This is a genomic window from Actinorhabdospora filicis, assembly GCF_030269765.1.
GTDB classification, from domain to species: Bacteria; Actinomycetota; Actinomycetes; order Mycobacteriales; family Micromonosporaceae; genus Actinorhabdospora; species Actinorhabdospora filicis.
On the sequence record NZ_BSTX01000002.1, the window covers coordinates 374262 to 398699 of the forward strand.

The following is a 24438-nucleotide window of genomic DNA, read 5'->3' on the forward strand; positions in this document are numbered from 1 at the left end:
CGCCACCACGAGGGGAGACGGGATGGACCCTCTCGACGGCGAGACGCGCACCGCCGGGAAGCACCGCCTGCTCGCCCGCGTCGCCGAGGGCGGCATGGGACGCGTCTACCTGGCGACCGGACCGTCCGGGCTCGTCGCGGTCAAGCTGGTGCACCCGCACCTGCTGCGCGCCGAGGGATTCCGTGAGCGCTTCGGCAAGGAGGTCGCCGCCGCCCGCGAGGTGTCGGGACCGCATGTGGCCGCCGTCATCGACGCCGACCCCGATGCCGCTGATCCCTGGCTGGCCACCGAGTTCGTCCTCGGCCCGCCCCTGCACGAGGTCATCGCCGCCGGGCCCCTCCCCGAGCACGCGGTCCTGCGCCTGGCCGCCGGGCTCGCCCGCGCGCTGCAGGCCGTCCACCGGGCCCGCCTGGTGCACCGCGACCTCAAACCGGCCAACATCATCCTGGCCGCCGACGGCCCCAAGGTCGTCGACTTCGGCATCGCGAAAGCCCTGGAGGACCACGGGACGGCGCTCACCCACTCCGGGATGCTCATCGGCGCGCCCGGCTACATGTCGCCCGAGCAGGCCGAGAGCGGTGACGTCGCGCCGTCGAGCGACGTGTTCTCGCTGGGCACCGTCCTGACCACGGCCTACACCGGCGTGAACCCCTTCGAGGGGCGCGGCGTCCCGCAGACCCTCTACAACATCGTGCACACCACACCGGACCTGTCCGGGCTGCCGCCGCGCCTGCGCGCGATCGCCGCCGCCTGCCTGGCGCACAACCCCAGGGCGCGCCCGACGCCCGGCGGGCTGCTGGCCACCATCGGGCATCACCCGGAGACGTCCTGGCCTCCGGCCGTCACCGCGATGACCGAGCGCCTGCGCGTCGAGATCGGCGGGTACCTCAAGGGCGACACGAGGGTCTGGCCCAGCGGGCCGACGGTCGTCCTGGGACCTCGGCGATCCACACCGCCGCCGAAGGTCACCCGGCCACCGAAGACCACTCCACCTTCGACGGTCACCCCACCGCTGAAGACCGTGCCGTCCTCTAGAGCCGTGCCCGCCGATCCGCCGCGCGCCACGGTCAACACCGGCATCCCTCCACTCTCGACGGTCACCACCACCGGTGGGACTCCCTGGTGGCAGCGGTACTTCGGTGCCCTGATCGCGGGGCTCGTCGTCCTCGCCGTGCTCATCGCCGGTGTCGTCCCCTCCCTCGCCGACGGCAGCGGCGGCGACGACGACCACACCGCAGACCCGACCCGCACCCCGACCGAGCAGGTCGCGCCCCCCGAGCACACCTACACCCAGGACCCGCCCAGGACCACCACCCGCCCGACCCCCACCAGAAACGACATCGAGGAGGCCGAAACCGGCGACTGCTTCGACAACGACGGCACCGAGGACGCCTTCAAGCTCGTCCGCACCACCTGCGGCAACGGCACCTTCAAGGTCGCCGACGTCCTCCACGGCACCACCGACCCCGACGGCTGCGCCACACCCGCCTGGCGCCTCACCTACCGCGCCTACGACCTCGTCCTCTGCCTGCGCTACCAGCACACCTACGGCGGAACCGCCTACAACACCGACCCCGGCGGCTGCGTCTACGGCGACGCCGAGGCCGGATCCACCTGGTCGGCCTACGACTGCGACATCGGCACCCTCTCCGTCCTGGAACGCCTCACCGGCCCCAGCACCCACGACGACTGCACCAGATACCCCGCCCTGCTGGACGAGTCGATGTACTTCCGCGTCACCGGCGCCGACTACCTCAACGTGCGCCTCTGCCTGTCGATGAAGTCACCCGGCGAGCTCCTCCACGTCCGCCGGAACAACTGCCTCTACGTCACCGGCTCGGGCACCGCCGTCGAGGGCGAGCTCGCCGACTGCGACCACGGCAACGCCTACGTCACCGGCCGCACCGGCCGTTACAACGACACCGCCTTCTGCGACGGCCACGGCTGGTTCACCTGGCGGCACGGCAGGCGCGGCGAGTACTCCTACACCGTCTGCTGGCGCTGGAGGTGAGCCCGCGGCCGCCCCCACGAGATGGCCGGATCCGGTTAGGGTGAGCCGGTCCGGGGTCCATTGAGGGCTCTCACGGGGAAGGACCGGGATGGCCGGTACCACTGCACCACCCGCACCGCTCGCCGCCTTCCCCGCCGGACCGGTCGCGGCCGTGTCCGCCGTGCTCGCCACCGTCCTCACCGCTTTATCGGGCCGCTACGGCTTCCACCGCGACGAGCTGTACTTCCTGGCCGCCGGGAAGCACCCCGACTGGGGCTACATCGACCAGCCGCCGCTGACCCCGCTGCTGGCCCGCGCCTCGGTCTTCGTGTTCGGCGAGACCCCGATGGGGCTGCGCGTGGTGTCCACTGTGGCCTGTGTGCTCACGGTCGTGGTGGTCGCGCTCATCGCCCGCGAGTTCGGTGCCGCCAAGGGAGCCCAGGTCCTGGCCGCGATCGCCGCGGGCCTGTCGGGGTTCGTCCTGGCCGTCGGGCACATGGTCGGCACCAGCACCTTCGACCTGCTGCTGTGGCTGTCGCTGATCTGGGTCGTGCTGCGGGTCCTGCGCACCGGCGACTCGCGCCGGCTGCTGCCCGCCGGCGTCCTCATCGGCATCGGCGTCCAGAACAAGTACCTCATCGGCCTGCTCGTGGTGGTGCTGCTGGCCGCGGTCCTGGCCGTCGGCCCGCGCGCCCGCCTGCGCACCTGGTGGCTGCTGGCCGCAGCGGCGGTGGCCCTGGTGATCGCCGCCCCGAACCTGTTGTGGCAGGCCGCGCACGGCTGGCCGCAGCTGGCGGTGGCGGGCGGCATCAGCGCCGACGACGGCGTCGAGAACCGCGTCATGTTCATCCCCCTCCAGCTGATGTACCTGTCACCGCTTCTGGTGCCGGTGTGGATCGTCGGCGGCCTGCGCCTCTGGCGCGACCCGGCCCTGCGCTGGGGACGGTCGGTGGCGCTGGCCTACCCGGTGATGTGCCTGGCGGTGCTGATCGGCGGCGGCAAGAGCTACTACGTCCTGCCGATCCTGCTGGCCCTGACCGCCGCTGGAGCCACCCCGACGCTGGCGTGGCTGCGCCGCCGTCCCCGCTGGGTTCCGGTGCTCGCGACGGTGCTCGTCGCGGCGTCCTCGGCACTGACCACCCTGCCCGTCCTGCCGCCCACGGCCCTCAACGCCGTCAACGGCGTCAACCCCGAGCTCGGCGAACAGGTCGGCTGGCCGCAACTGGCCTCGGCCGCAGCGCAGGGCTGGGAGAAGATCCCACCCGCGCAGCGCCCGACGGCGGTGATCTTCACCCAGAACTACGGCCAGGCTGGTGCCATCGACCAGTACGGCCCCGACCACGGCCTGCCCGGCGCGTACTCAGGCCACATGAGCTACGCCGACTGGGGACCGCCGCCGGACACCGCGACCGGCCCGGTCCTGCTCGTCCGGCAACGCGACTCGCGCCCCACCACCGGGTACTTCACCGACTGCCGCGTCGTGGCGACCGTGGAGAACGGGCAGGACGTGGACAACGAGGAACAGCACGCCACGATCGAGCTGTGCTCGGGGCCGGTGGAGCCGTGGTCGACGCTGTGGCCGAGGTTGCGGCGGTTGTACTGACGGCGCTGGGTGTGAGAACGCGGCGATGGTCGGGCCGACGGTCCAGCGATACCTGACCGCGCCCCTGCCGACGGACGCGCCCTCCGCGTGAACGCGGAGGGCGCCGGGCGAGACGTACCGGGTTTCACATGCCTCGCCCTCTACCGGAACGGCACTCGCTAGCAGCCGTTGTAGTAGCAGGTGGTGTCGCCGTTGGGACGTTCACAGCACCAGCGGCACTTCTCGGAGTTGCAGTAGCAAGAGCAGTTGTCGGCCCTGGCGGTGGCGAGTGGGACGACCCGACCGAGTAGACGGTCGGCCAAAGCGTTGACGATCCTCACGAGATCCTCCAATGAGTTGGTCCCTTGTGGACGACCCCAGAGTACGAGCCGACGTGACCGACTTGTCACATTCCATCCTCAAATAGTGAACAGAACGACCGCCCCGCCCATCCCGGTCAGGTCAGCAGGCCCGCCCGGAAGGCCGTCGCGACCGCGTGTGCGCGGTCGCTGGCGCCGAGTTTGCGGTAGAGGCGTCGGGTGTGGGTTTTGACGGTGTCCTCGGAGATGAACAGGCGTGCGGCGATCTGGGCGTTGCTGTGGCCTTGGCTCAACCCGGCCAGGACCTCCAGTTCCCGCTCCGACAGGCCCGAGTCACCCGCGCTCACCGACACCTTCGCGGTCGTGGGGCGGACGTCGAGGCTCTTCAGGACCATGAGGAACGCGTCGAGGTATCCGGTGGCGGCTTGCATCCGGTGCCGGGAGACGGCGTGGAGGAGTGCGGTGGCCAGGCTTCCCGCGTGCCGTAGTGCCTCTCGGGTGGTGGCCTGGTTCTCGGTGGTCATGACAGTGGCCCGAAGACGTCGTAGGGGAGGTCTTCGAGTCGGTGGCGGCCGTGGTGAAGGTCGAGTCGCTCGGCCAGCAGGCAGGTCCAGCAGGAGCAGAACTGCGCGACGGTGAGGTCGCGGGAGTGGATGGCGGACACGGCCACAGCACCCAGGCCGATCAGGGTGAGCACGGCCAGGCCAGCCAGGGCGGAGACGGCTAGCATCGGAAGAGACACGAAAGGACCCACTTTCTTGTCTGCAGCCGTCCCGGGTTTGTCAGGACCTATCGGGGCGGCTGCGTTGCGGGGGTCCATGGACGCTCGACTTCGACGGAGCGTCAAGTCGCACACGCCGACATGGCACGACGGATTCCCTTCTCCGCCATCACCGCGCTCCGGCCCGCCGAGGCGTCACGCGCACCCAGCCCATCACCGACGACTCGCGACGTCAGACGCGACCGGTCTCGTGGGCCCACATGGCGATCTCGACGCGGTTGCGGGCACCGAGCTTTCGCATAAGGCTGGCGACGTGGGCCTTGACGGTGCTCGGGGTGATGTAGAGCTCGCCGGCGATCTCGTTGTTGGTGCGGCCCTGGGCCACCGGCACGAGGACTTCCTCCTCGCGGGCGGTGAGCCGCTCTATCGGCTGCCTCGGTGGTGCGGTCTGCGTGTTGGCGAAGGCAGCGAGCAGACGGACGGTGACGCTGGGGGCGATCAGGGCGTTTCCGTCGTCGGCGGCGTGGATGGCCTGGGTCAGCAGGGCCGGTCCGGCGTCCTTGAGCAGGAACCCGCGGGCGCCTGCTTTGAGCGCCCCGTGGACGTACTCGTCCAGGTCGAAGGTCGTGATGACCACGATCGGCAGGGGATCGGCGACGTCGGGACCGGCGAGGCGCCGGGTGGCCTCGATGCCGTCCATCAGCGGCATGCGGACGTCGAAGAGGCCGACGTCGGGGCGCAGCTGGAGCGCCAGGCGGACCGCCTCGCGCCCGTCGGCGGCCGCGCCGACCACCTCGATGCCGGGCTGGGCGTCGAGCAGCATCGTCAGCCCGGTGCGCACGATGGGCTGATCGTCGGCGATGAGGACCCTGATGCTCATCGCGGCGTCCCGGTGCGGGGGAGGACCGCCTCCACCCGCCAGCCGCGCTCGGCGGCGGGGCCCGCGTGGAAGGTGCCACCGAGCAGCGAGGCGCGTTCCCGCATGCCCACCAGGCCGTAGCCGGCCGGGGCGCGGCCGCCGGTGGCGGAGCCGTCGTCGTCGATGGTCAGCCGGACCCGGTCGGCGTCGCCGGTGACGGCGACGGTGACCTGGGTGGCGTGGCGGGCGTGGCGCCGGGCGTTGGTGACCGACTCCTGGGCGAGGCGGTAGATCGCGGCCCCGACCGCCGGGCTGAGATCGTCGAGCTCGCCGGACAGCGTCACCCCAACGCGGGGACGCGTCCGGCCGTCGGTGGCCAGCCGTTCGACCTCGGCCACGCCGGGCTGCGGCGCCAGCCCGGTGTTCTGGGGCGCGCGGAGGACGCCGACGATGGCGCGCAGCTCGGTGAGGGTGCGGCTCGCCGCGTCCTCGATGATGGCCAGGGCCTCGACGACACGCTCGGGGTGGGAGGCGGCGATGGCACGTCCCGCCTGGGCCTGGATGGCGATGCCCGAGACGTGGTGGGCGACGATGTCGTGGAGTTCACGGGCGAGCAGCTCGCGCTCGCGGGCCCTGGCCTGGTCGATGTCGCGGACGCGGACCTTCGCGCGATAGCGGATCGCGGCGCCGAGCGTGGCGGCGAACAGGAAGAACGCGTAGCCGGCGACGGTCTCGGCCGCGCTGCTCCGTTCGGCGGTGCAGATGACGGCCAGCCAGACCAGGATGACGCCGAGGCCTCCTGCGGCCTCCCTGCCCGAGCCCCACCGGAACAGGGCGTAGGCGATGACCAGGGTGGCCGAGACGCTCGTGGGCAGGGTGCCGTGCGATCCGGTGAGAACCCGGATCGTGTCCACCACCGTCACCGTGCCGAAGGCCGCCATGGTCGCCAGGAGCGGGTGCGTCCGTCGCCACAGAAGGGCGGCGATGACCGCGAGCGCGGCGATGAGCGTCAGCGGCAGCGGCGCCATGTCCTCGCGGAACACCGTCTCCAGCACGGTTCCGCAGATGAGAACCGCGACCAGGGCCCAGTCGCGCAGGCTCCGGCCCGGGGCATTCGCCGGCCGGGGTTCGGCCCATAGCGAGCGGAGTGCGTTGGTGGCCATTTGATCAGCCTAGGCAGCCCGCGTGCCCGGCGTATTCGCCGAAAGTACAAGAGTTCGGCTGTGCCATCGGCCAGGCCGGATCAGGTTCTGCGGGCCAATGTGCCCGCCGCCGGAATCCGTGATGGTGGAGGCAGCCACGAATCAAGCCAAGGAGCACTGTGATGAGTACGCCTCGATCCCGGACCGCGCGGGAGAATCCGTCGTCCCGGAGCACGCTGGAGGATCCGCGCATGCCGGTGAAGGCCAAGCTCGCGGCGGCATGGGCCAGCCTCATGTTCCTCTACATCTACGTCGACTACCTCGCCCTGTACAAGCCCGGGTTCATCGACACCCTCCGGGGCGGCACCGTCCACGAGTTCGACGCCGGACCGACCTTTGTCGCCGCGTCGCTCACGCTCATGAGCGTCCCGACTCTCATGATCCTGCTCTCCATGACGCTGCCCGCCCGTGTCAACCGCGTCGTCAACCTCGTCGTGGCGGCGCTCTACATCCCCGTCACGGTGTTCAACATGGCGGGGGAGCCATGGAAGTACGCCTACTTCTACGCTCTCTCCATCGGGCTTGAGCTGCTGATCCACGTCTTCATCCTGCGCTCCGCCTGGACGTGGCCGCGCCGCGCCGCGTCCCCGGCGGTCGGCCTCGACGGCGAGGCACTCCGCGCGCCGCAGCAGGTGTAACCGCCCACGCCCGACCATGCTTCGCCCGCAGCACCCGGGGGCGGCCCGTGGGGTGCGCAGATGATCGACGAGAAGCGCCCCGGTGGGGCTGGGCCGGGAGGAGCCGTGCTCCTCCCGGCCGGGGTTCCGGCAGACGGGAGTCAGGCCGGGGCGATGGTCGGCCGGAGCGGCAGGAGCCGCTCCTGATACTGCTCGGTCGCCTTCGCCATGTCCTTCCGCGCCTCCTCCTCCCACTTCTGCACGGCTTGCAGGTAGTTGGTGCGGGCCTTCCCCATCGCCGTCACGAAGCTGTCGGTGACGGCGATGGGGTCTCCCCCTTGGATAGCGAGCTTCTTCTCGGGCGCGGAGTCCTCGACCAGGTTGGCGAAGAAGCCCGAGACGGCCGTCGCTCCCTCCAGCCACATCCCCAGCGTCCCGCCTCCGGTCACCGCGGCGGCGGCGATGCCCGTGGCGACGGCGGTGACGTTCCAGAACATCTTGATGCCGTCGGAGCTCATCCCGCCGCCCTGGCGCGATGCGGCCTGATAGGCCTGCTGAGCCACCTTGGCGGTGTTGATCGCCGATTCCAGGCCCAGCTGGCAGACGCCCTGGACGCAGCCGTAGGCGTTGGCCACCGCCGCCGTCAGCGCCTTCTGCCGATCCACCGAGTTCTCCATCGATTTGATGAACTGGCCGTGGAAGTTCGCGGCGGCCGCACCCTTCCAGTGACCGACCTTGTCGCCGATCATCCCGGCCGCCGAGGCGTAGGTGGATCTCTGGACGAAGTTGACGGCCTGATGCGCCCGGTTGTGCATGTCGGTGAAGAAGCCCGGTTCGGGCACTTCGAAGACCCACCCGAAGGCCAGGTCGATCTTGTTGTACTCGGTCTCGATGAAGTGCCCGATCATCCAGGACGGCGCCGCGTTCTGCTGACCGTTGATGGTGCTGGTCAGCTCCAGCCAGCACTTGTACAGTGCGGTCTTGGTCTTGCCGATCTCCGCTGTGACATCGGAGTAGGTGTGCATGTCCGCCCTCAGGTCCGATCCGCGCGGGGGTTCGGCGTCGGCTGCGAGGCCACGTCCGGAAGCTTCGGCATCTGGCCGGCGTTCAACTCGTCGGTGAGCTGGTAGCCATTGGCGATCTTGCAGACGGCGATGGCGGCGTCGCCGATGCGGTCGGCGCTCTCCGCGTAGACCCGGTAGGCGAAGTCGGCCAGCTCGGCGGCCACCTTCGCCGGCCCGTTCGCGGGCGCGCCCGCGAAGAAGCCGGTGAGTTTCGCCGCCTCACCGGCGGCCTCCGGCAGCAGGCGGTAACCGACTTCTCGCAGCTGTTCGGTCGGCGCGACCAGTTCTCCGCTCATCGGACCTCGTCTCCCAGTGAGTTCACCATCGCGCTCTCGAACTTGCGCGAGTACTCCTGCTCCCCGCCGCGCACCGCGGCGTTCACCTCGTCCATCAGCTCCTCGTCGGACACCGTCCCCAGCGCCAGCGTGCGCGGGCGGATGATCAGCTTGATGGCGGTGGCACCCCGCCGCCCGACCTTCACCAGGCCACGCGGGGAGACCGTCTCGACGGTGATCTCGCCGACCGACGTCCGGTACCGCGAGCCGACCGAGCCGGCCTCGGGCTCCTCGTCCGGCGCCTTCGCACCCCGGGCCTGCTCGATCAGCAGCGCGATGGCCCGCTGGTAGCCGTGCTGGCTGGCCTCCAAGGCCGCGCTGATCTGCCCGGCCAGCGACTCCTCGGTGTGCCCTTGGGTCCCCCGCGAACCCAGCTCGACCCGCGTTCCGGTGTACCCGTAGTTCACCGTCACCGAGTGGTCGGGCGACTTGGCCGTGATGGTCAGGCGGCGCAACTTCTCCATGAACTCCTCATAGGACAGCAAAGGATCGTCCACCGTGGTCGATGCCGTCACGCGTTCCCCTTCCTCGATCGCGGCGCCGGAGCGCGCCTATGGGGAGTAGTACGGAAGCGGTGGGGGCGAAAGTTACGGTGCGGCCGTAAATCCGGCATCGGATCGACGTTGCATCCTGTACCCGGGTACGGGGTTACCGTCACTTCCATGAGCATCGATGACCGTCCTGAGCTGGACTGGGTCCCGCGGGCCTGCACGCTGCCCACCGCCGAGCAGCCGTTGCGGCTGGCGGAGTTCGACGCCCTCTTCGCCGCCCACCTCGCCACCGCGGCCCTGGACGCCCCGACCCGGGCCCGCCTGGTCCTGACCGGCGGCCCCGGACTCGCCGAGCGGGTGGCCGATCTGGCGGAGCGGGAGTCGTCGTGCTGTTCGTTCTTCGCCTTCACCACCACCGCCACCGAGGTCGGCGCCGAGCTCGGGATCGAGGTCCCAGCCGCGCACGCGAGCGTCCTGGCCGCGTTGGTGCGGCGGGCTGAAGCCGTCAAGGCATCGGCGTGAGCGAGGGCCTGCGCAGCGGGGAGGTCGCCGAGGCGGCGGGGGTGAACCCGCAGACCCTGCGCTACTACGAACGCCGCGGGCTGCTCGAAGAACCCGGCCGCAGCCTCGGCGGGCACCGCCTCTACCCACCTGGCACCGTGGCCACACTGCGGATCATCAAGACCGCGCAAGGCTTGGGATTCACCCTCGACGAGGTCGCCGACCTGCTGGACCTCGGGCGCAGACGCCACGCGCACGCGCCGGGCCTCAAGGCCCGCGCCGAACTCAAGCTCGCCGAGGTCGAGAGCCGCATCAGCGACCTGGAGACCATCGCCGCCACCTTGCGCACCGCCATCGCCTCCGGGTGCGAGGACCTGGCGGCATGTGCGGCCGATCCCCGCTGCCCCATCCCTTTCACCGGCCTCACCCACTCCGAAGACCCCACATGAGCGACGCCGTCACTGCGAAGCGTTGGCCCTGCCGGGGCCTCTCACCGGACCCCGGCAGGGGTGCCGCCGGGACGCCAATCCCCGCGGCGGCGGACCATCCGTGACGCGCTCGGGGATGGTCCGGAGAGTGGCCGGGCCGGGCCGGGACTGTGCGAGCGCGGCCTGGAGCCACACCTCACCGTCGCGCAGCGCATCGCTAGTGCAGGCGGCTTCGACCCGGCCAATGGCCTCCACCGCGCTTCTCGGCATCGGACTTCACCTCCAGCGGATTCGGAGGGACCACCCGGTCGGGAACCCACACCAGCCAGTCGAAGTCGGCGCCCTGCTCCCGGCGCGGCCCAACCGTCCACTGCAAGCCCTTCGACAGAGGCGGGACGATGCCGCGGTCCTCAAGGTCGAGCAGGAAGCGCTGCACGTCCTCGGCGCGCGTGAACTGCCGGAGCAGCCTCTCGTTCTCGCCGGGATCCTCGGCGACGAGGAAGGAGGTGAGCGTGCGTCCGATGCTCGGCCGCTCCTCCAGGTGCATGAGTTCGCGATGCCGCAGGTCAATGTGGGGGAACAGGCGCTCCACGGTGAGGGTCAGCGCCATCGGCCGCAGCACGTGCTCCAGATACGGCAAGAGCACGCCCAGCTCACGCACCATCGTCTCGGCTTCGGCGCGGTTGTCCGGCCGCAGTCCGGTGTAGGTCCACGAGACGCACCAGTCCCCGTATCCGGTGGTGTCGCCCCGGTGCCCGACCGCCTTCGGCGGTCCGTCCTTGACGCGCTCGCAGATCAGCCAGCAGCCGATCGCGCCGGGCGTGTTGATGTCGACATGCTCGTTCACTCTCGCAGCCCCGCTTTCCGGCGCAGTGCCTTCACTTCCGGGCAGGGCCACAAGACGGTGTTGTTGGAGCGGTTCGTGGAGTTCTTGATGGTGCAGGCGACGCAGCATTCGTGCGTGTGGCCGTCGGGGGCGTGGATGCCGTCGTAGGGCGTCCGCTCCCGGGTGTGGACCGATGTCATTGGCCCAGCCGCCTCAGTGCGGCGTCGCTGTACAGGTAGTCCTGGCACGGCCAGGTCTTGGCGCAGGTCTTGCATTTTTCGCCCGATGGTTGTGGGCGGTGTGCCAGCAGTGCCCGGGAGATCTCGTAGTGCGTCGATGGCCCGCCACTCGTCACGGCTCGCTCCTGTCGCTGGGGGTGTGGAACACGAGCACGATGCCGCCGGCCAGGGCGGCGGCCGTCGCCGACAGCAGCGCGCCGCAGCCGAGCCACAGGACGCCATGGCCGTCCCCGGCGTAGATCCAGCCAGTGAAGACGAGGCCGCCAAGGAGGGTGCCGACGAAGGCGGCTCGGAGAAGGAGTCCCGTGCGCATGTTCCCCACCAATTCCGATTGGAGGGCTCGACCCCCGCCAGGCTGAAACGCGGTGGCATCCAGCGAGGGCCGAGATCCCTGTGCACCGGCCCGAGCCCCACCCTCGGGTGCCTCACAGCAGGGGGTGTCACTAGCTACGGTCTGCTACCCCCGCTGCTCCCACCAGGAGCGCCGGTACACATCGGACGCTACGAGGCGTAGTGCGGCAAGACAAGATTCGCCACACCATTACGGCGTGTGTCAGTTTGACGTGTCGCAGTGACACGGGCACAGTGGACGGATGACCGAACCGAACCTGACTCTGCGCCAGGTGGGACGCAGGCTCTTCTCACTCAGACAGCAGGCCGGAATGAGCCTGCGGAAGGTCGTGGCGACCAAGATCCTCGGCTCGACGAAGACCCTCGAACGGCTCGAAGCCGGGACACGGGTGTCGCTCACCTATCCGGCCATTCGAGAGCTGTGTGAGCTGTACGGGGCACCGCCTGAGCTGACCGCGATCATGGTCGAGAAGTACAAGAACGCGGACAGGTCCTGGGGCGAGGACTTCGTCGGCGCGGTGATCCGTGATTTTCACGGCCTGATCGACATGGAGGCGTACGCCTCCTCCCTGCACATCTACGAACCGAACCTGATCACAGGGCTGGCTCAAACCGAGCAGTACGCCCGCGCCGCCCACGAGCGCGACCCCTCGCTGGGAGAGGAGGTCATCCTCCGCTCGCTCGCCGTCAGGATGAAGCGACAAGACGTCTTCCTCGGCCGCGACCCGCGACCGGAGTTCAAGCTCCTCATGGGAGAGGCCGCGCTCATGGGTGCCTGCGACCAGGGGCAGCGCGACCGGCTGAAGGAGCTGGCGGCACATCCCACGTTCGCCATCCGGGTGCTGCCGCACGACCAGGGACCGTATCCGTCCCTGCGGGGACCCTTCACCATCCTTCGGTTCGCTGACCCCGAAGACCCGGACTGCGTCTACACCGAGGGCCTGGAGGGCAGTCGATACGACGTGAAACCTGCGACGATCGAAGCCTATGATCGGGTGTTCCGGTCGTCTTTCGAAGAGGCGAGACCGATAGAGGAGTGGTAGAAGGTGGGCACGTCCCCGTGGAAGAAGAGCACTCGCAGCGCCAACCAGGGCCAGTGCGTCGAGGCACGGACGGACGAGGGACGGTTCCAGCTCCGCGACTCGAAGCTGAGCGAGAGCCCGATCCTGACCGTCAGCAAGGCTGACTGGCAGGGCTTCCTAGCCATCGCCAAGCACTAGAGCACCCCGCCCCCGGCCAGTGTCACGGCCGGGGGTTTCTGCGTCCGCTAGCTCACCGCCGCCAAGGCCCGCCCCATCGCGGCGGCATCTCCGTACACGTTGCCCGAGTGCTCCCGCAGTGCCTCGTCGATGACCTCGGCCAGCGCGGGCGGCACGCTCGGCTCACGATCCCGGATCGGCACCGGCTTGGACTGCAGAACCGTCTGCCAAGGATCCCTGCCACGGGCGAAATCGCGCGGCAGCGCACCCGAAATCGCCTGGTAGAGACAGGCGGCCAGAGCCCACACGTCCACCGCCGGTGAGGCGTTGCGGAAGTTCAGGACCTGCTGGCGCGGCATGTACCAGGGCTTTCCGGCCGCCGTGCCCGTCCGGGTCAGCCCACTGAGCCCGGCTTGGTCGAAGGCCTTGGCGAGCCCGAAGTCGGCGATCTTGGCGACCGTCGTTCCGTCCGACGCGTGGTCGAGCAGGATGTTGTGGGGGCTCAGATCGCGGTGGACGATGCCGCGCTCGTGGGCGTGGGCCAGCCCGTCGAGGGCCTGGCGGGCCAGACGGACGGCCTCATCGACCGGAAGCCTGCCGCCCGCGCGGTCCAGCAGCCGGTCGAGGCTGCCGCCGGGGCAGTACTCGGAGGTGAAGAAGAACGCGCCCTCGGCCGTTCCGGTCTCGTGGAGGGCGACGATGTTGGGGTGCCGCAGAGTGCGGGTGAGCTCGGCCTCGCGCAGGAAGCGGGCGCGGGCCTCCCGGCTGGCGGCGACCCGGGGCAGCATCAGCTTCAGCGCGACCTCGCGACCGCTCTCCTCATGGCGGGCCAGATACACCGCGCCCATGCCGCCGCGGCCGAGTTCGCGCAGCATCGTGTATCCGGCGATGGGTGCCAGGTCGTGCCGTCCGGATTGGGCGAGGTCGAGCATGAGGCCGAGGACGGCGGCCGGCTCGTCCTGGCAGGCGGCGCAGATGTAGTCGGCGGGTTCGGCGCCGAGTCGGCTGCCGACCTCGCGGTCGCATCGGACGCATCGCGACAGCGACAGGGTCCCCAAAGGGTGCGGGACGTGGACGCCGACGCGGAAGACGGTGTCGCCGACGCGGATCTCGTCGCCGTCGGACAGGTCGTGCTCGGGATAGGACAGGGCCGCCGCCTCCTGCGGGGTCTGGTGGGCCTGGCGCTGGCCGACTTTGACGCCGTTGACGTAGGTGCCGTTGAGGCTGCCGAAGTCGCGGATGCGCGCCTCGGGCGGGTTGATGTCGATGAGGCAGTGGTGGCGGGAGACCGTGCGGTGGGCGTCGTCGTCGGGCAGGCGGGGGTCGCAGTCGCTGGAGCGGCCCAGGACGCAGGTGGTCCGCTCGTCGAAGGTGCGTACCGAGCCCACGCCGTGTCCTTTGAGGAGGGTGAGCGTGACGGTTGCCTTGGCGGCCATCGGGTCGGTGTCCTATCCGTCGCCGGGACTCTCGCAGACGCGCAAGGCCAGTGTGGCCCCGGACGTCTCGACCAGTATCGGCGTGCCGTCGGGGAAGCGGCCGGTGAGCAGCGCGCGGCTCAGTGGCGCGACGAGGAGCCGGTCGACGGCGCGTTCCAGCGCGCGGGCGTCGGGTGGGGTGGCCTCGCCGTGGCGGAGCAGCAGCTCGCGGGCGTCATCGGTGACGGTGAGGGTGATCCGCCGGTCGGCGAGGCGCTCGCGGAGCTCGTCGATGAGCTTGCCGAGCACCCGGCGGCGCGCACCACCGGTCAGAGGTGAGAAGACGACGGGCGATCCGATGCGGCTCAATAGTTCCGGCCGCAGGTGTTCGCGGAGCGCGGCCAGGACCGGTGACGCCCCGGACGCCTCGGTCGCGGTGGTGAAGCCGAGCGGTGCCTTTCCGGCGGTCTGCGAGCCGAGGTTGGAGGTGAGGACGACGATGGCGCCGGTGAAGGGGACGCGGTGCCCGCGGGCGTCGGTCAGCCGTCCCTCGTCGAGGATCTGCATGAACAGGTCGAGGACCTCCGGGTGGGCCTTCTCGATCTCGTCGAAGAGGACGACGCTGTGCGGGTGGTCGCGCAGGGGGCCGCTGAGCTGGCCTTCGCGGTCGTGCCCGAGGTATCCGGGTGGCGCGCCGAGCAGCCGGGACACCGAGTGGCGTTCCTGGTACTCGGACATGTCGATGCGGATGAGCCGCCGCTCGTCGCCGAAGAGGCACTCGGCGAGGGCCTTGGCGAGCTCGGTCTTTCCCGTCCCGGGCGGCCCGGCGAGCAGGAACGCGCCGAGCGGCCGGCTCGGGTGGCCCAGGCCCGCAGCCGCAGCATGGAGCTTGTCGGTGACCGCGGTGATGGCGTGGTCCTGGCCGAAGACGCGGCGGCGCAGGCCGGACGCCAGGTCCAGCAGCGGCCCCGCGTGGCCGGACTGGACGCGCTCGATGGGCAGCCGGACGCGGCGGGCCACCGCGGCGGCGAGCTCGTCGCATCCGATGTGGACGCTCGCGGCCGGGTCCGGGTCGAGTGCCGGGACGCGGGCGGCGGCGCAGGCCTGGTCGAGCAGGTCGATGGCCTTGTCGGGCAGCAGCAGGTCGGGCAGGTACCGAACGGCGAGGTCGACGGCGACCTCCGGCACGTCCGCCCCGATCCGCACCCCGTGGTGCGCCTCGAATTCCGGGCACAGTCTCCGCAGGATCGTCACCGTCTCGGCCGGGCTCGATTCCTCGATCCAGATCGCCTCGAAGCGGCGTCGCAGCGCCGGATCCTCCTCGATGTGGCGGCGGTACTCGCCCGGTGTCGTCGCTCCGATGCAGCGCAGTTCGCCGCGGGCCAGGGCGGGTTTGAGGATGTCGGCGGTGGCGCCGAGCACGGTGTGCAGCTCGTCGATGAACACCACCAGCTCGGGATGGGCGCGCGCTTCGGCCAGGACGGCGTTGACGCGTTCCTCGAACTCGCCGCGGTACTTGGTTCCGGCCAGCAGCGCGGTCATCGACAGCTCGATGACGCGGGTTCCGGCCAGGGCCGCGGGCGCCTCCGGTGTGGCCAGCAGCGCGGCGAGCCCCTCCACGATGCAGGTCTTGCCGACCCCGGCGTGACCGACCAGGACGGCGTTGGCCTTGCGCTGCTTGACCAGTGTGCGGGCCAGGTGGCGCAGTTCCTCGGCTCGTCCGATGAGCGCGGGCAGGCGTCCCGCCTCGGCCAGGGCGGTCAGGTCGCGGCCGTAGCGCAGGCACTGGTCCAGCCCGATCTTCGGCTCGGCGGGGAAGAACGCGCCGAGCGGGTCGTGCACGCCCATGTCGGCGAAGACCGCCCGGCACTCAGGGGTGAGGGACTCCAGGATCGCCCGCAGCAGGTCGCCGGGCCCGACGGGCTCGCCGGACGCCACGGCGGCGGCCCGAGCCAACGCCTCTCGTGCCGCGTGGCCTCGGTGCGGTGGCCCGTCGCCCACCGGGCCGTCGCCGGTCAGGACGCCGCGCAGGCTGCGGCGGAAGGCGACCGGGTCGACTCCGGCGCGGGCGAAGAGCCGCCTGATCGCGGCCGCATCGGCGCTCACGGTCTCGCGCGCTCCGGGTTCCAGGACCTGGTGGAGCCGCTCGTCGAGGTCCGGCCGGCACAGCTTGCTCACGCCCAGCAGCAGGTGACCGGTCCCGATCTCACCGGTCCGCCCGGCCAGGGCCTCCAGCCGGGCGATGCCCAGGACCAGCTCGACGCTGTCGGCGAAACGGGCCACGACTCATCCCACCCGAGCGCAGGTGTGATCGGTGATCGGCATGTGGACCTTCCCGTCGTCAGTGTGGCGCCACGAGACCACGACGCGGCCGGGACGGGTCCCGGCACCTGCCGCGTAGCGTGGCGGGAACCGAGGCCGAGGAAGGGAACGCCGGATGTCGATTGAGGACTATCGGCAAGGGTTCCTGCCGTCGACGATGCGGAGCCTGGCCGATGAGGTGCCGCCCGCCCCGCCGGGCACGATCTTCGCGCTGGCCGCCGGTGGGGGATTCACCTCGCCGCCGCGCAGGTTCACCATCCACTTCGGACGCGAGCGCGAGGACGTGCACGTCCCGGTGGGCGTGAACGATCCCTACATCAGCCGCCAGCACGGCAAGCTCATCTGCGGCGGCCACGAGTGGTGGCTGCGCAATGACGGCCGGCTGCCCATCCAGCTGCCCGGCGAGGCGATGCTGCTCTCGGGCTACTCGATTCCGCTGGACCCGGGTTACACGCCGGTGTTCCTGGGCTCCTCGCGGAACAAGTCGCACCTGATCGAGCTCTACGTCGTCGGTGTGGGCGCCTCGGGTGCGGCCGTCGGCGTGCATTCGCAGACGAAGGCCCCGGAGGTCTATGACCTCAATCCGGTGGAGCGTCTGGTGCTGACGGCGCTGGCCCAGCGGTATCTGCGCGGGGAGCGCTATCCGCAGCCGGTGTCGTGGAATCAGGTGGCCGACGACCTGTGCCGGGCGTTTCCGGAGCGGTCGTGGACGGCGAGTGGTGTGGCGCATCGGGTCGCGACGGTCCGGGAGCGGCTGGCGCAGGGCGCCCACCCGGTCCCGGGCATTCTGCGTGAGGACGGGGTGGGGGAGCCGGTGGGCAATACCCTCAACCACAACCTGATCCAGGCGCTGCTGCGGGCCGCCACGCTCACGCCTGCGGATCTGCACGTCCTGGACGGCGGTGACGGCGAGCTCTGATCACCCGGGCCGCAGATCGCCCAGTTCCCAGTCGAGGTGCCAGATGCGGACGGTGCCGTCGGTGTCGCCGGTGACGGCGATGTCGCCTTCGGCGTCGGTGGCGAAGGCGGTGGAGGGCCCGGTGGTGACCGTGCCGGTGATCGCGCGGCTCGCGGTGTCCCATATGGACAGTGTGGACAGCCGGTCGACGGAGAGGGCGAATCGGCCCGCGTCGACCAGCCGGACGCCGAGGGTGCGCCTGGGTGGCGTGGCGTACTCGGTGAAGCCGTTCGAGGCGAGGTCCCAGGCGCGGATCTCGTCGCCGAAGCGCCCGGCATAGCTGAGCACACTGCGGGCGTCGGGGCTCAGGCCGACCGAGTGGACCTCGTCGCGGTGTCCCTCCAGGACGCTCACACACTCGCCGCTCCCCAGGTCCCAGACCCGCACGGTCCGGTCGGCGCCGGCCGAGACCGCCAGCCGCCCGGCCGCGCCGACGGTGAGGTCCCGGACCGGGCCGTCATGCCCGGCCAGGATGCGGGGGCCGGTGGGGGAGTCCATGTCCCACATGTGGATGCGGCCGTCACCGCCGCCGACGAGGGCGCGAGTGCCGTCGGCGGTGACCGCGAGGGGGATGAGATCGTGCAGGGCGAAGGCGGGCAGCACCCGCAGGCACTCGCCGGTCTCAGCGCACCACACGCGCACCGCGCCGCGTGCGGCGGTCAGGACCCTGGTGCCGTCGGGGCTCACGCGCACCGCGGCGACCAGGTGCGGCCCGTGGGCCTCCCATCGATGCGCGAGGCTGCCATCAACACAATTCCAGACGTGGACGACACCGTCGTGGTCACCGGCGGCCACGATCCGCCCGTCGGGCGACACGTCGAGCGCCGAGACCGCCGATCGCGGCCCGGTCAGCGATCGGGCGCGCCAGCCGCCGCGCAGCCCGGTGCGCGTGATCCGGCGCCCGAGGTCGCGCCAGGCGTCCAGGACCAGCGGGTCGCGGCTGTGGCCGGGGATCGCGCGGGCTCGCCGCAGCAGCGCCAGAGCCTCGCCGTGGCCGCCGGTGGCCATGGCGTCACGGGCGTCGGCGACCAGGTCGCGGGTGCGGGCGTCGAGCGCGGCCAGCTCGACGTGCCCGCGCGGGCGGCTCAGGACCGGACGGCTGCGATACCCCAGCCCCGGCTCCAGGACGCGCACCTCCACGTCCTTGCCGTGCCTGGCCGAGACCGCGTAGACCGCGCGGGCCCCGGCGCTCACATGCAGGCCGCCCACCTGCTCGGCGACGCCGGTGAACGTGCGCAGCAGCCGCCCGGTGTGCAGGTGCCACAGCTGGACGGTCCCGGCCTCGCTCCCGGTCAGCAGGTGGCCCCCGGTGGGATCGAAGGCCAGGTGCGGCAGGGCCGCCTCGCGCAGGACCCGGATCAGCGTGCGCCGCCAGGGATCCCAGAGCTCGACGGTCCCGTCGGTGCGCGCGATCGCCGCCGTCCGCCCATCGGGGGCGAAGGCCATCGCGGTCACCGACAGCCGGTGCTCGGCGAAGACGCCGAGGCAGTCGAGGGTGCGCAGATCCCACAGCCGCACCGCCGTCCCCGTCCGCTCCCAGCCACTGCTGAGGGCGGAGCGGCCGAGCGGGCTCGGCTCCAGCCGGTCGGCGCCCTCGGCGTGGCCCTCGGCCGAATCGGTGAGCGTCCCGCTCTCGGTGTCCCACATGCGAATCGTGCCCTCGGGGCGGGTCCAGACCGCGACCGCGCCGTCGGGCGTCAGGCGCGGCTCGGCGGCCTGCGCCTCGATGGTGTGCATGCGGCGGCGCCGGGTCAGATCCCAGTGGCCGAGAGAGTTGTCCTCGTGCGCGCTGAGCGCGAAACGCGCGTCGGCGCTCAGATCGAGGCTGTGGACGGGTGCGGCACCGGGCGCCGTCAGCCGGGCCAGCATGCGGCCCCCGGGCAGGTCCCACAGGCGCATCCCGCCATCGGCGCCACCGGTCAGCAACCGGGCCCCGTCGGCGGTGAGCCGCGCCGGGAGCGGGCTGCGCGGCGTCCCGGTGTCCGGTGCCTTCTCAAGCCGGGTGGGTGTGGTGTCGCCGCGCTCGCGATGGACCCGGGCGAGCAGCTCATCCAGGGTCGCGCCACCGGAGGCGGTGTCGGGGCAGGCGGCGGTGACCGCGGCCAGCACGGCCAGATCGGTGAGCTCGCCGCGACGCCAGCGCAGCAGGCTCCGGTTGAACGTCGACTCCAGATGCCGCGGGTCGACGTCGAGCGCCCGCGTGAACGCCTCGTCGGCCTCGACGTGGCGGCCCAGGTCGAGCAGCGACAGCCCGCGGTTATTGAGCTCGTCGGCGAGCAGGCTCGCCGGGACCGGTTCGGTGCGCGGATAGGGGACACCGGCGAGTCCGGTGTAGACGGTGGCCAGGTCTGCGGCCACCACGTCCATGGACGGCCGGGCCGCCGGATCGTGGGCCAGGCAGCGCCGGAGCACCTCGGCCACCGCGTCCGGCATCCGCCCGCGCTCCTCGTCCAGGACCTCGGCGGCGATCTCGCCGAGCATCCAGGTCCGCTCCCGCAGCAGCATCTCCAGGACGGTCACCGCGAAGCTGTAGACGTCGCTGCGGCGGCCCACGGGACGCCCGCCCGCCTGCTCCGGTGAGGCGTAAGCGCGGGTCATCATGCCCACGTTGGTGAACTGCGTGGCCTCGCTCGCGCTGCGGGCGGCCCGCGCCAGCCCGAAGTCGGTGATCTTGGCGGTGCCCACGGCGTCGAGGAGGATGTTGGCCGGCTTGACATCGAGGTGCGCCACGCCCCGGCGATGGGCGTGGGCCAGACCCCGCGCGGCCTGGATCGCCAGGTCCAGGACCCGCAGGACGGCGTCTCCCGAACCGCGGTACAACCGTCCACTCTGGATCAGCTCGTGCAGCGAGCCACCCGGGACGTACTCGGCGAAGACCCTGGGCACCTCGCCGATGACCTGGACGTAGTGGCAGCCGCACACATTGGGATGCAGGCCCAGCGACACCCACGTCTCGGCCTCGGCGACGAACAGCTCACGGTGCAGGTCCTCGCGAAACAGGTGGGCGTGCGGCGACTTCACCGCCAGGTCGACGTCCCAGTCCAGGTGCCGCACCAGGTACACCTCGCCCATCCCGCCGCTGCCGAGCACGCCGGTAACGTGATAGCGGCGGTCCAGGACGTCCCCGACGCGCCACCGGGACCGGTCCCCGAAGCGGTCGCCGAGACTGTTGGCGCTCACGCGACCACCCCACCGCGAAGGACACCACGATGAACGACCCCCAGGGCCTCGCCCGCATGCCCGAGCAGGAGGCGATCACCATGGTCCGCCGCCACATCATGCGCCAGGGCTACGACACCACCGGGTACCCGCTCTCGCGCCTGCGCGCCGACCGCTTCAGCGTCGGCTGGATGGTGTACGTGCCCACGCGGCCCGGCGAGCTCGCCGTCGACCGGGCGATCTTCTACGTCGGCGACGACGGAGAACTGGAGCACGCCACCTCCGCCGTCGCCCCGACGGTCTACACCGCCGACTTCGAAAAGCGCTTCCTCGCACGTCATGGCGTCAGCGGCGATTGAGCTTCCCGAGACCGATCTGGAGATTCCGGCGCGCACCGGCCTCGCCACCGGCGTTGCCCATCGCGGCGAAGAGCTCGGCGGCGCGCTGTGAGTGGCGCACACCCTCCTCGGCGCGATCGAGATCGGTCAGCACCGCACCGAGCAGATAGATGGTGAAAACCTCCTTCTCCCGGTCCCCGAGCGACTGGTAGATCGGCAGCGCCTGCTCCAGGCACACCACCGCGTCGGGCATCCGGCCGGGCACCATCATCTGGCTCTTGGCCAGGTCGAACAGCGCCGTCGCCATCAGTGAGCGTTCATCGGTGGACCGGGCCAGCTCCAGCGCCCGCGTACCGGCGTCGACGGCCTCCTGATGCCGCTTGACGAGGGAGAGCGCACTGGCGAGATTGAGCCGCGCGTACAGCTCCGAGCGCGCGTCGCCGAGGTCGGCGTAATCGGCGCTCGCCTCCTGGAGGGCGGCGATCGCGGGGTCGACGTCGTCGCGGCCCAGCAACGCCACACCGATCTCCAGCATCGACCGCGCCTTCTCGTCGTACACACCGCACTCGTCGAAGAGGGACGCGGCACGACGATGCGCGGCGACGGCCTCCTCGACACGCCCGAGCCCGCTCAGGCACGCACCCAGCCGGGCCAGCATCCGCGCCTCGCCGGAGACGAAGAAGTCGCGGTCGCCATCGGGGTGGGCCGCCAGCAGCGCCCGCCAGTCCTGCGCGGCCCGCTGCAGCACCGGGACCGCCTCGCCGTAGCGGCGCCCGCCGTAGAGCGCGGTGCCCAGATTGAACAGCGCCACCGCCCGCTGATCGGGATCGTGCTCCACCAGCGGCATCGCCGCCTGGGCGACGTTCACCGCCTCCGGGTGGCGATTGGCGGCCAGGAGCTGCACGCACAGGTCACTGAGCGCCATGGCCTCCTGCTTGCCGTCGCCGACCCGGCGGAACAGCTCGATGGCCTGCCCGAGCACCGCGATGGCCTCATCACCGCGCCGGTGCGCGGCCAGCGCCGTCCCCAGCGCGTTCAGCGCCTCGGCCTGCGCCGCCTGGTCCCCGGCCCTGGGAGCCAGCGCGGACGCCTGCTGCGCGCTGGTGAGCGCCTCGCCGGGCTGACCGATCTTGAGCAGGGAACGCGACAGGAACGCCAGGGCCTTCACCTCCCCGACGACGTCACCCTTCTCTCGCGCCAGCCGCAGGTGCAGCTGTGCGACGGTGACCGGCGCGTTCCGGAAGACCTCCTCGGCCGGGGTCCCCGCCAGGCGGACCGGCCCATTGCCCTTGCCCTGTAACGGTTCCACGCGCATCATCTCCACTGCGATATCCGGTTTTGCGCTTTCACCCTAGTTCAGCACCGCACGCCCGGGACCGGTCCCCGACGCCACGTGGAACCCCGGCCGAGCAGCGCACTCACACCGTCCCGGACTGTCGTACCCATGCGGGATCATGTTCCTATGAGCATCCCCTCCGTCACCTCCCTGACGTCTCGCGCCGACTACGAGGCCGCGGTCGACACCGCCCTGGCCGCCTCGGCCGCCTACTACGGCGACGGCGACAGCACCCTCGATGACGCCGGATTCGATGCCCTCATGCGCGGGCTCGTCGACTACGAGAAGACCCACGCCGACCACGTCCGGGCCGACTCGCCCGTCGGGAAGGTCGGCGGCGGGGCCGCGCCCGTCGGGGACGTGCCGCACACCGTCCCGATGCTCTCCCTCGACAACGTCTTCAGCGCCGAAGAGCTCATCAAATGGGGCGCCTCGCTGGAGCGCCGCCTGGACGCACCCGTCGCCGGCGGCTACGCCGTCGAACCGAAGCTGGACGGCATGGCCATCGCCGCCCGCTACCGCGACGGCGTCCTCGCCCAGCTCGTCGGACGCGGCGACGGCCGCGTGGGGGAGGACCTCTCGGCCGCCATCGGCACCATCGTCGGCCTGCCGGAGAAACTCGCGCGGCCGGTGACCGTCGAGGTCCGCGGCGAGGTCCTGCTGACCCACGAGCAGTTCGAGGCCGCCAACGAGCTGCGCGTGGCCAACAAGTCCAAGGCCTTCTCCAACCCCCGCAACGGCACCGCCGGATCCCTGCGCGGCATGAAGTCACGGACGTATGCGATCCCGACCACCTTCTACGCCTACGGCGCCGTCGCCCTCGACGGCGAGACGGTCCTGACCGGCGGCTCCCACTCGGCCGTCATGGCCGAGATCGCCGAACTCGGCGTCCAGACCACCGCCGGCATCGCCGAGGCGGGCCTGACCGTATCGGCCACCATCGAGGAGGTCCAGGCCCGCGTCGAGGCGATCACCGCCCTGCGCGGCACCCTCCCCTTCGGCATCGACGGCGTCGTCATCAAAGCCGACGACCTCGGCGAGCAGAAGACCGCCGGACTGGCCACCCGCCACCCCCACTGGGGCATCGCCTACAAGCTCCCGCCGGTCGAGCGCCAGACCAAGCTTCTGGCCGTGGAATGGAACGTCGGCCGCACCGGCGTCATCGCACCCCGCGCGGTCCTGGAACCCGTCGAGGTCGACGGCAGCACCGTCACCTACGCCACCCTCCACAACCCCGCCTTCATCACCAAGAACGACCTGATGATCAACGACACCGTCACCGTCTACAAAGCCGGTGACGTCATCCCCCGCATCGAAGCACCCGTCCTGGCCCTGCGCGGCGACGACGTCATCGCCATCGAACTGCCCACCCAGTGCCCCAAATGCGGCGGACCCATCGACACCTCCGGCGAACGCTGGGAATGCGCCGGAGGCGCCAGCGGCGGCTGCGGCCTGCTCGCCGCCCTCTCCTACGCCGTCGGCCGCGACCAGCTCGACATCGACGGCCTCGGCCAGACCTTCCTGGAGGCCCTCGTCGAGGCCGGCGACGTCGCCGACATCGGCGACCTGTTCACCCTCACCCGCGAGCAGCTCACCATCGCCGCCCGCAGCGAGAAGCGCGCCGACACCCTCCTCGCGCAGATCGAGGCCGCCAAGGCCAAGCCGCTGAACAAGGTCTTCTGCGCCCTCGGCATCGTCCGCACCGGCCGCACCCTCTCCCGCGAGATCGCCCGCTACTTCGGCACCATGGACGCCATCCGCGCCGCCGACGCCGACGCGCTCGCCCGCGTCCCGAAGCTCCCCGGCGCCAACGCGCCCAAGATCGCCGAGCATATCGCCGCCGTCGGCGCCGTCATCGACAAGCTCACCGCGGCCGGTGTGAACATGACCGAACCCGTCACCGACTCCAGCGGCGGCCCCCTCGACGGCGAGGTCGTCGTGGTCACCGGCGGCATGAACGGCCCCCTTGCCGGACGCAACCGCACCGACATGCGCACCCTCATCGAAGACGCCGGCGGGACATCGTCGGGCAGCGTGTCGAAGAAGACCACGATCCTCGTGGTCGGTGAGAACGCCGGATCGAAGGTGCCCAAGGCGCAGGAGCTGGGCGTCACGGTGCTGACCGAGGACGAGTTCGCCGAGCGGGTGGCGGAGTTCCTGAGCTAGCCGGGAGGGTGCGGTTCCG

24 protein-coding genes and 1 pseudogene are annotated in these 24438 nt (G+C 71.2%); 10 read left to right on the forward strand and 15 right to left on the reverse strand.

Annotated features, from left to right (window positions below; all coding sequences use genetic code 11):
• Positions 1 to 22: 22 nt before the first annotated feature.
• Together QSK10_RS14510 and QSK10_RS14515 are read left to right on the forward strand one after the other, a co-directional pair.
• Positions 23 to 2011, forward strand: a complete 1989-nt coding sequence (locus QSK10_RS14510; protein WP_285663313.1) for a serine/threonine protein kinase — start codon at positions 23 to 25, stop codon at positions 2009 to 2011.
• Between the two features lie 88 nt (positions 2012 to 2099).
• On the forward strand, positions 2100 to 3593 hold the full coding sequence (locus QSK10_RS14515; RefSeq protein WP_285663314.1) for an ArnT family glycosyltransferase: 1494 nt from the start codon (positions 2100 to 2102) through the stop codon (positions 3591 to 3593).
• Positions 3594 to 3751: 158 nt separating this feature from the next.
• Here QSK10_RS14515 and QSK10_RS14520 read toward each other — a convergent pair whose 3' ends face one another.
• From QSK10_RS14520 to QSK10_RS14540, 5 genes and pseudogenes are all read right to left on the reverse strand, one after another.
• Positions 3752 to 3913 (reverse strand): hypothetical protein, encoded by a 162-nt coding sequence (locus QSK10_RS14520; RefSeq protein ID WP_285663315.1) that lies wholly within the window; start codon positions 3911 to 3913, stop codon positions 3752 to 3754.
• A 116-nt stretch (positions 3914 to 4029) separates the two neighbouring features.
• Positions 4030 to 4221: pseudogene (locus QSK10_RS14525) on the reverse strand (response regulator transcription factor); the annotation flags it as partial.
• A gap of 191 nt (positions 4222 to 4412) precedes the next feature.
• A complete protein-coding gene (locus tag QSK10_RS14530) occupies positions 4413 to 4622 on the reverse strand; it encodes a hypothetical protein (RefSeq protein WP_285663316.1) in 210 nt (69 codons plus the stop codon).
• 223 nt (positions 4623 to 4845) lie between these two features.
• Positions 4846 to 5493, reverse strand: a complete 648-nt coding sequence (locus QSK10_RS14535; RefSeq protein ID WP_285663317.1) for a response regulator — start codon at positions 5491 to 5493, stop codon at positions 4846 to 4848.
• On the reverse strand, positions 5490 to 6635 hold the full coding sequence (locus tag QSK10_RS14540; protein ID WP_285663318.1) for a sensor histidine kinase: 1146 nt from the start codon (positions 6633 to 6635) through the stop codon (positions 5490 to 5492). Before QSK10_RS14540 ends, QSK10_RS14535 begins: the two co-directional genes overlap by 4 nt.
• A 161-nt stretch (positions 6636 to 6796) precedes the next feature.
• Here QSK10_RS14540 and QSK10_RS14545 point away from each other — a divergent pair, with 161 nt between their 5' ends.
• Complete coding sequence (locus QSK10_RS14545; protein ID WP_285663319.1) at positions 6797 to 7312, forward strand: DUF6326 family protein; 516 nt, start codon at positions 6797 to 6799, stop codon at positions 7310 to 7312.
• 140 nt (positions 7313 to 7452) lie between these two features.
• On the opposite strand, the gene QSK10_RS14550 is transcribed toward QSK10_RS14545, so the two are convergent.
• From QSK10_RS14550 to QSK10_RS14560, 3 genes are read right to left on the reverse strand one after another with little or no spacing between them, the layout of a single operon-like run.
• Positions 7453 to 8316 carry a hypothetical protein gene (locus QSK10_RS14550; RefSeq protein ID WP_285663320.1) on the reverse strand — a complete coding sequence of 288 codons (864 nt, stop codon included), beginning with the start codon at positions 8314 to 8316 and terminating at the stop codon, positions 7453 to 7455.
• A gap of 8 nt (positions 8317 to 8324) precedes the next feature.
• Positions 8325 to 8651, reverse strand: a complete 327-nt coding sequence (locus QSK10_RS14555; RefSeq protein ID WP_285663321.1) for a hypothetical protein — start codon at positions 8649 to 8651, stop codon at positions 8325 to 8327.
• Positions 8648 to 9205, reverse strand: coding sequence for a hypothetical protein (locus QSK10_RS14560; RefSeq protein WP_285663322.1), 558 nt, complete (start codon positions 9203 to 9205; stop codon positions 8648 to 8650). The genes QSK10_RS14555 and QSK10_RS14560 overlap by 4 nt, the downstream gene beginning before the upstream one ends.
• Before the next feature lie 147 nt (positions 9206 to 9352).
• Between QSK10_RS14560 and QSK10_RS14565 the strand changes: the two genes are divergently transcribed.
• Complete coding sequence (locus tag QSK10_RS14565) at positions 9353 to 9703, forward strand: hypothetical protein (protein WP_285663323.1); 351 nt, start codon at positions 9353 to 9355, stop codon at positions 9701 to 9703.
• Positions 9700 to 10131: a MerR family transcriptional regulator gene (locus QSK10_RS14570; protein WP_285663324.1), complete on the forward strand. Its 432-nt coding sequence runs from the start codon at positions 9700 to 9702 to the stop codon at positions 10129 to 10131. Before QSK10_RS14565 ends, QSK10_RS14570 begins: the two co-directional genes overlap by 4 nt.
• Positions 10132 to 10327: 196 nt before the next feature.
• On the opposite strand, the gene QSK10_RS14575 is transcribed toward QSK10_RS14570, so the two are convergent.
• From QSK10_RS14575 to QSK10_RS14585, 3 genes are all read right to left on the reverse strand, one after another.
• Positions 10328 to 10957 carry a hypothetical protein gene (locus tag QSK10_RS14575; protein ID WP_285663325.1) on the reverse strand — a complete coding sequence of 210 codons (630 nt, stop codon included), beginning with the start codon at positions 10955 to 10957 and terminating at the stop codon, positions 10328 to 10330.
• On the reverse strand, positions 10954 to 11136 hold the full coding sequence (locus QSK10_RS14580) for a hypothetical protein (protein WP_285663327.1): 183 nt from the start codon (positions 11134 to 11136) through the stop codon (positions 10954 to 10956). Before QSK10_RS14580 ends, QSK10_RS14575 begins: the two co-directional genes overlap by 4 nt.
• A gap of 151 nt (positions 11137 to 11287) precedes the next feature.
• Positions 11288 to 11488, reverse strand: a complete 201-nt coding sequence (locus QSK10_RS14585) for a hypothetical protein (RefSeq protein WP_285663328.1) — start codon at positions 11486 to 11488, stop codon at positions 11288 to 11290.
• 280 nt (positions 11489 to 11768) lie between these two features.
• Between QSK10_RS14585 and QSK10_RS14590 the strand changes: the two genes are divergently transcribed.
• Together QSK10_RS14590 and QSK10_RS14595 are read left to right on the forward strand one after the other, a co-directional pair.
• On the forward strand, positions 11769 to 12569 hold the full coding sequence (locus QSK10_RS14590; RefSeq protein ID WP_285663329.1) for a helix-turn-helix domain-containing protein: 801 nt from the start codon (positions 11769 to 11771) through the stop codon (positions 12567 to 12569).
• 3 nt (positions 12570 to 12572) lie between these two features.
• Positions 12573 to 12746, forward strand: a complete 174-nt coding sequence (locus QSK10_RS14595) for a DUF397 domain-containing protein (RefSeq protein ID WP_285663330.1) — start codon at positions 12573 to 12575, stop codon at positions 12744 to 12746.
• 47 nt (positions 12747 to 12793) lie between these two features.
• On the opposite strand, the gene QSK10_RS14600 is transcribed toward QSK10_RS14595, so the two are convergent.
• Positions 12794 to 14161 carry a protein kinase domain-containing protein gene (locus QSK10_RS14600; RefSeq protein WP_285663331.1) on the reverse strand — a complete coding sequence of 456 codons (1368 nt, stop codon included), beginning with the start codon at positions 14159 to 14161 and terminating at the stop codon, positions 12794 to 12796.
• Between the two features lie 12 nt (positions 14162 to 14173).
• Positions 14174 to 16423: an AAA family ATPase gene (locus QSK10_RS14605; RefSeq protein ID WP_285663332.1), complete on the reverse strand. Its 2250-nt coding sequence runs from the start codon at positions 16421 to 16423 to the stop codon at positions 14174 to 14176.
• A gap of 154 nt (positions 16424 to 16577) precedes the next feature.
• On the opposite strand from QSK10_RS14605, the gene QSK10_RS14610 reads away from it, so the two are divergent.
• Complete coding sequence (locus tag QSK10_RS14610) at positions 16578 to 17381, forward strand: FHA domain-containing protein (RefSeq protein WP_285663335.1); 804 nt, start codon at positions 16578 to 16580, stop codon at positions 17379 to 17381.
• Here QSK10_RS14610 and QSK10_RS14615 read toward each other — a convergent pair whose 3' ends face one another.
• Positions 17382 to 20600 carry a protein kinase domain-containing protein gene (locus QSK10_RS14615; protein ID WP_285663336.1) on the reverse strand — a complete coding sequence of 1073 codons (3219 nt, stop codon included), beginning with the start codon at positions 20598 to 20600 and terminating at the stop codon, positions 17382 to 17384.
• Between the two features lie 29 nt (positions 20601 to 20629).
• Here QSK10_RS14615 and QSK10_RS14620 point away from each other — a divergent pair, with 29 nt between their 5' ends.
• Positions 20630 to 20938: a hypothetical protein gene (locus QSK10_RS14620; RefSeq protein WP_285663337.1), complete on the forward strand. Its 309-nt coding sequence runs from the start codon at positions 20630 to 20632 to the stop codon at positions 20936 to 20938.
• Here QSK10_RS14620 and QSK10_RS14625 read toward each other — a convergent pair.
• On the reverse strand, positions 20925 to 22226 hold the full coding sequence (locus tag QSK10_RS14625) for a tetratricopeptide repeat protein (RefSeq protein ID WP_285663338.1): 1302 nt from the start codon (positions 22224 to 22226) through the stop codon (positions 20925 to 20927). The genes QSK10_RS14620 and QSK10_RS14625 overlap by 14 nt on opposite strands.
• 153 nt (positions 22227 to 22379) lie before the next feature.
• Here QSK10_RS14625 and ligA point away from each other — a divergent pair, with 153 nt between their 5' ends.
• Entirely contained in the window at positions 22380 to 24419 is a 2040-nt protein-coding gene (gene ligA, locus QSK10_RS14630; protein WP_285663339.1) for an NAD-dependent DNA ligase LigA, read from the forward strand.
• The last annotated feature ends 19 nt before the right edge of the window (positions 24420 to 24438 follow it).

Excerpts from the sequence above, each read along its gene's own strand:
- QSK10_RS14510 (WP_285663313.1), top strand. The coding sequence starts at position 23 with ATGGACCCTCTCGACGGCGAGACGCGCACCGCCGGGAAGCACCGCCTG.
- QSK10_RS14515 (WP_285663314.1), top strand. The coding sequence starts at position 2,100 with ATGGCCGGTACCACTGCACCACCCGCACCGCTCGCCGCCTTCCCCGCC.
- QSK10_RS14530 (WP_285663316.1), bottom strand. The coding sequence starts at position 4,622 with ATGCTAGCCGTCTCCGCCCTGGCTGGCCTGGCCGTGCTCACCCTGATC.
- QSK10_RS14535 (WP_285663317.1), bottom strand. The coding sequence starts at position 5,493 with ATGAGCATCAGGGTCCTCATCGCCGACGATCAGCCCATCGTGCGCACC.
- QSK10_RS14540 (WP_285663318.1), bottom strand. The coding sequence starts at position 6,635 with ATGGCCACCAACGCACTCCGCTCGCTATGGGCCGAACCCCGGCCGGCG.
- QSK10_RS14545 (WP_285663319.1), top strand. The coding sequence starts at position 6,797 with ATGAGTACGCCTCGATCCCGGACCGCGCGGGAGAATCCGTCGTCCCGG.
- QSK10_RS14550 (WP_285663320.1), bottom strand. The coding sequence starts at position 8,316 with ATGCACACCTACTCCGATGTCACAGCGGAGATCGGCAAGACCAAGACC.
- QSK10_RS14555 (WP_285663321.1), bottom strand. The coding sequence starts at position 8,651 with ATGAGCGGAGAACTGGTCGCGCCGACCGAACAGCTGCGAGAAGTCGGT.
- QSK10_RS14565 (WP_285663323.1), top strand. The coding sequence starts at position 9,353 with ATGAGCATCGATGACCGTCCTGAGCTGGACTGGGTCCCGCGGGCCTGC.
- QSK10_RS14580 (WP_285663327.1), bottom strand. The coding sequence starts at position 11,136 with ATGACATCGGTCCACACCCGGGAGCGGACGCCCTACGACGGCATCCAC.
- QSK10_RS14585 (WP_285663328.1), bottom strand. The coding sequence starts at position 11,488 with ATGCGCACGGGACTCCTTCTCCGAGCCGCCTTCGTCGGCACCCTCCTT.
- QSK10_RS14590 (WP_285663329.1), top strand. The coding sequence starts at position 11,769 with ATGACCGAACCGAACCTGACTCTGCGCCAGGTGGGACGCAGGCTCTTC.
- QSK10_RS14600 (WP_285663331.1), bottom strand. The coding sequence starts at position 14,161 with ATGGCCGCCAAGGCAACCGTCACGCTCACCCTCCTCAAAGGACACGGC.
- QSK10_RS14610 (WP_285663335.1), top strand. The coding sequence starts at position 16,578 with ATGTCGATTGAGGACTATCGGCAAGGGTTCCTGCCGTCGACGATGCGG.
- QSK10_RS14620 (WP_285663337.1), top strand. The coding sequence starts at position 20,630 with ATGAACGACCCCCAGGGCCTCGCCCGCATGCCCGAGCAGGAGGCGATC.
- ligA (WP_285663339.1), top strand. The coding sequence starts at position 22,380 with ATGAGCATCCCCTCCGTCACCTCCCTGACGTCTCGCGCCGACTACGAG.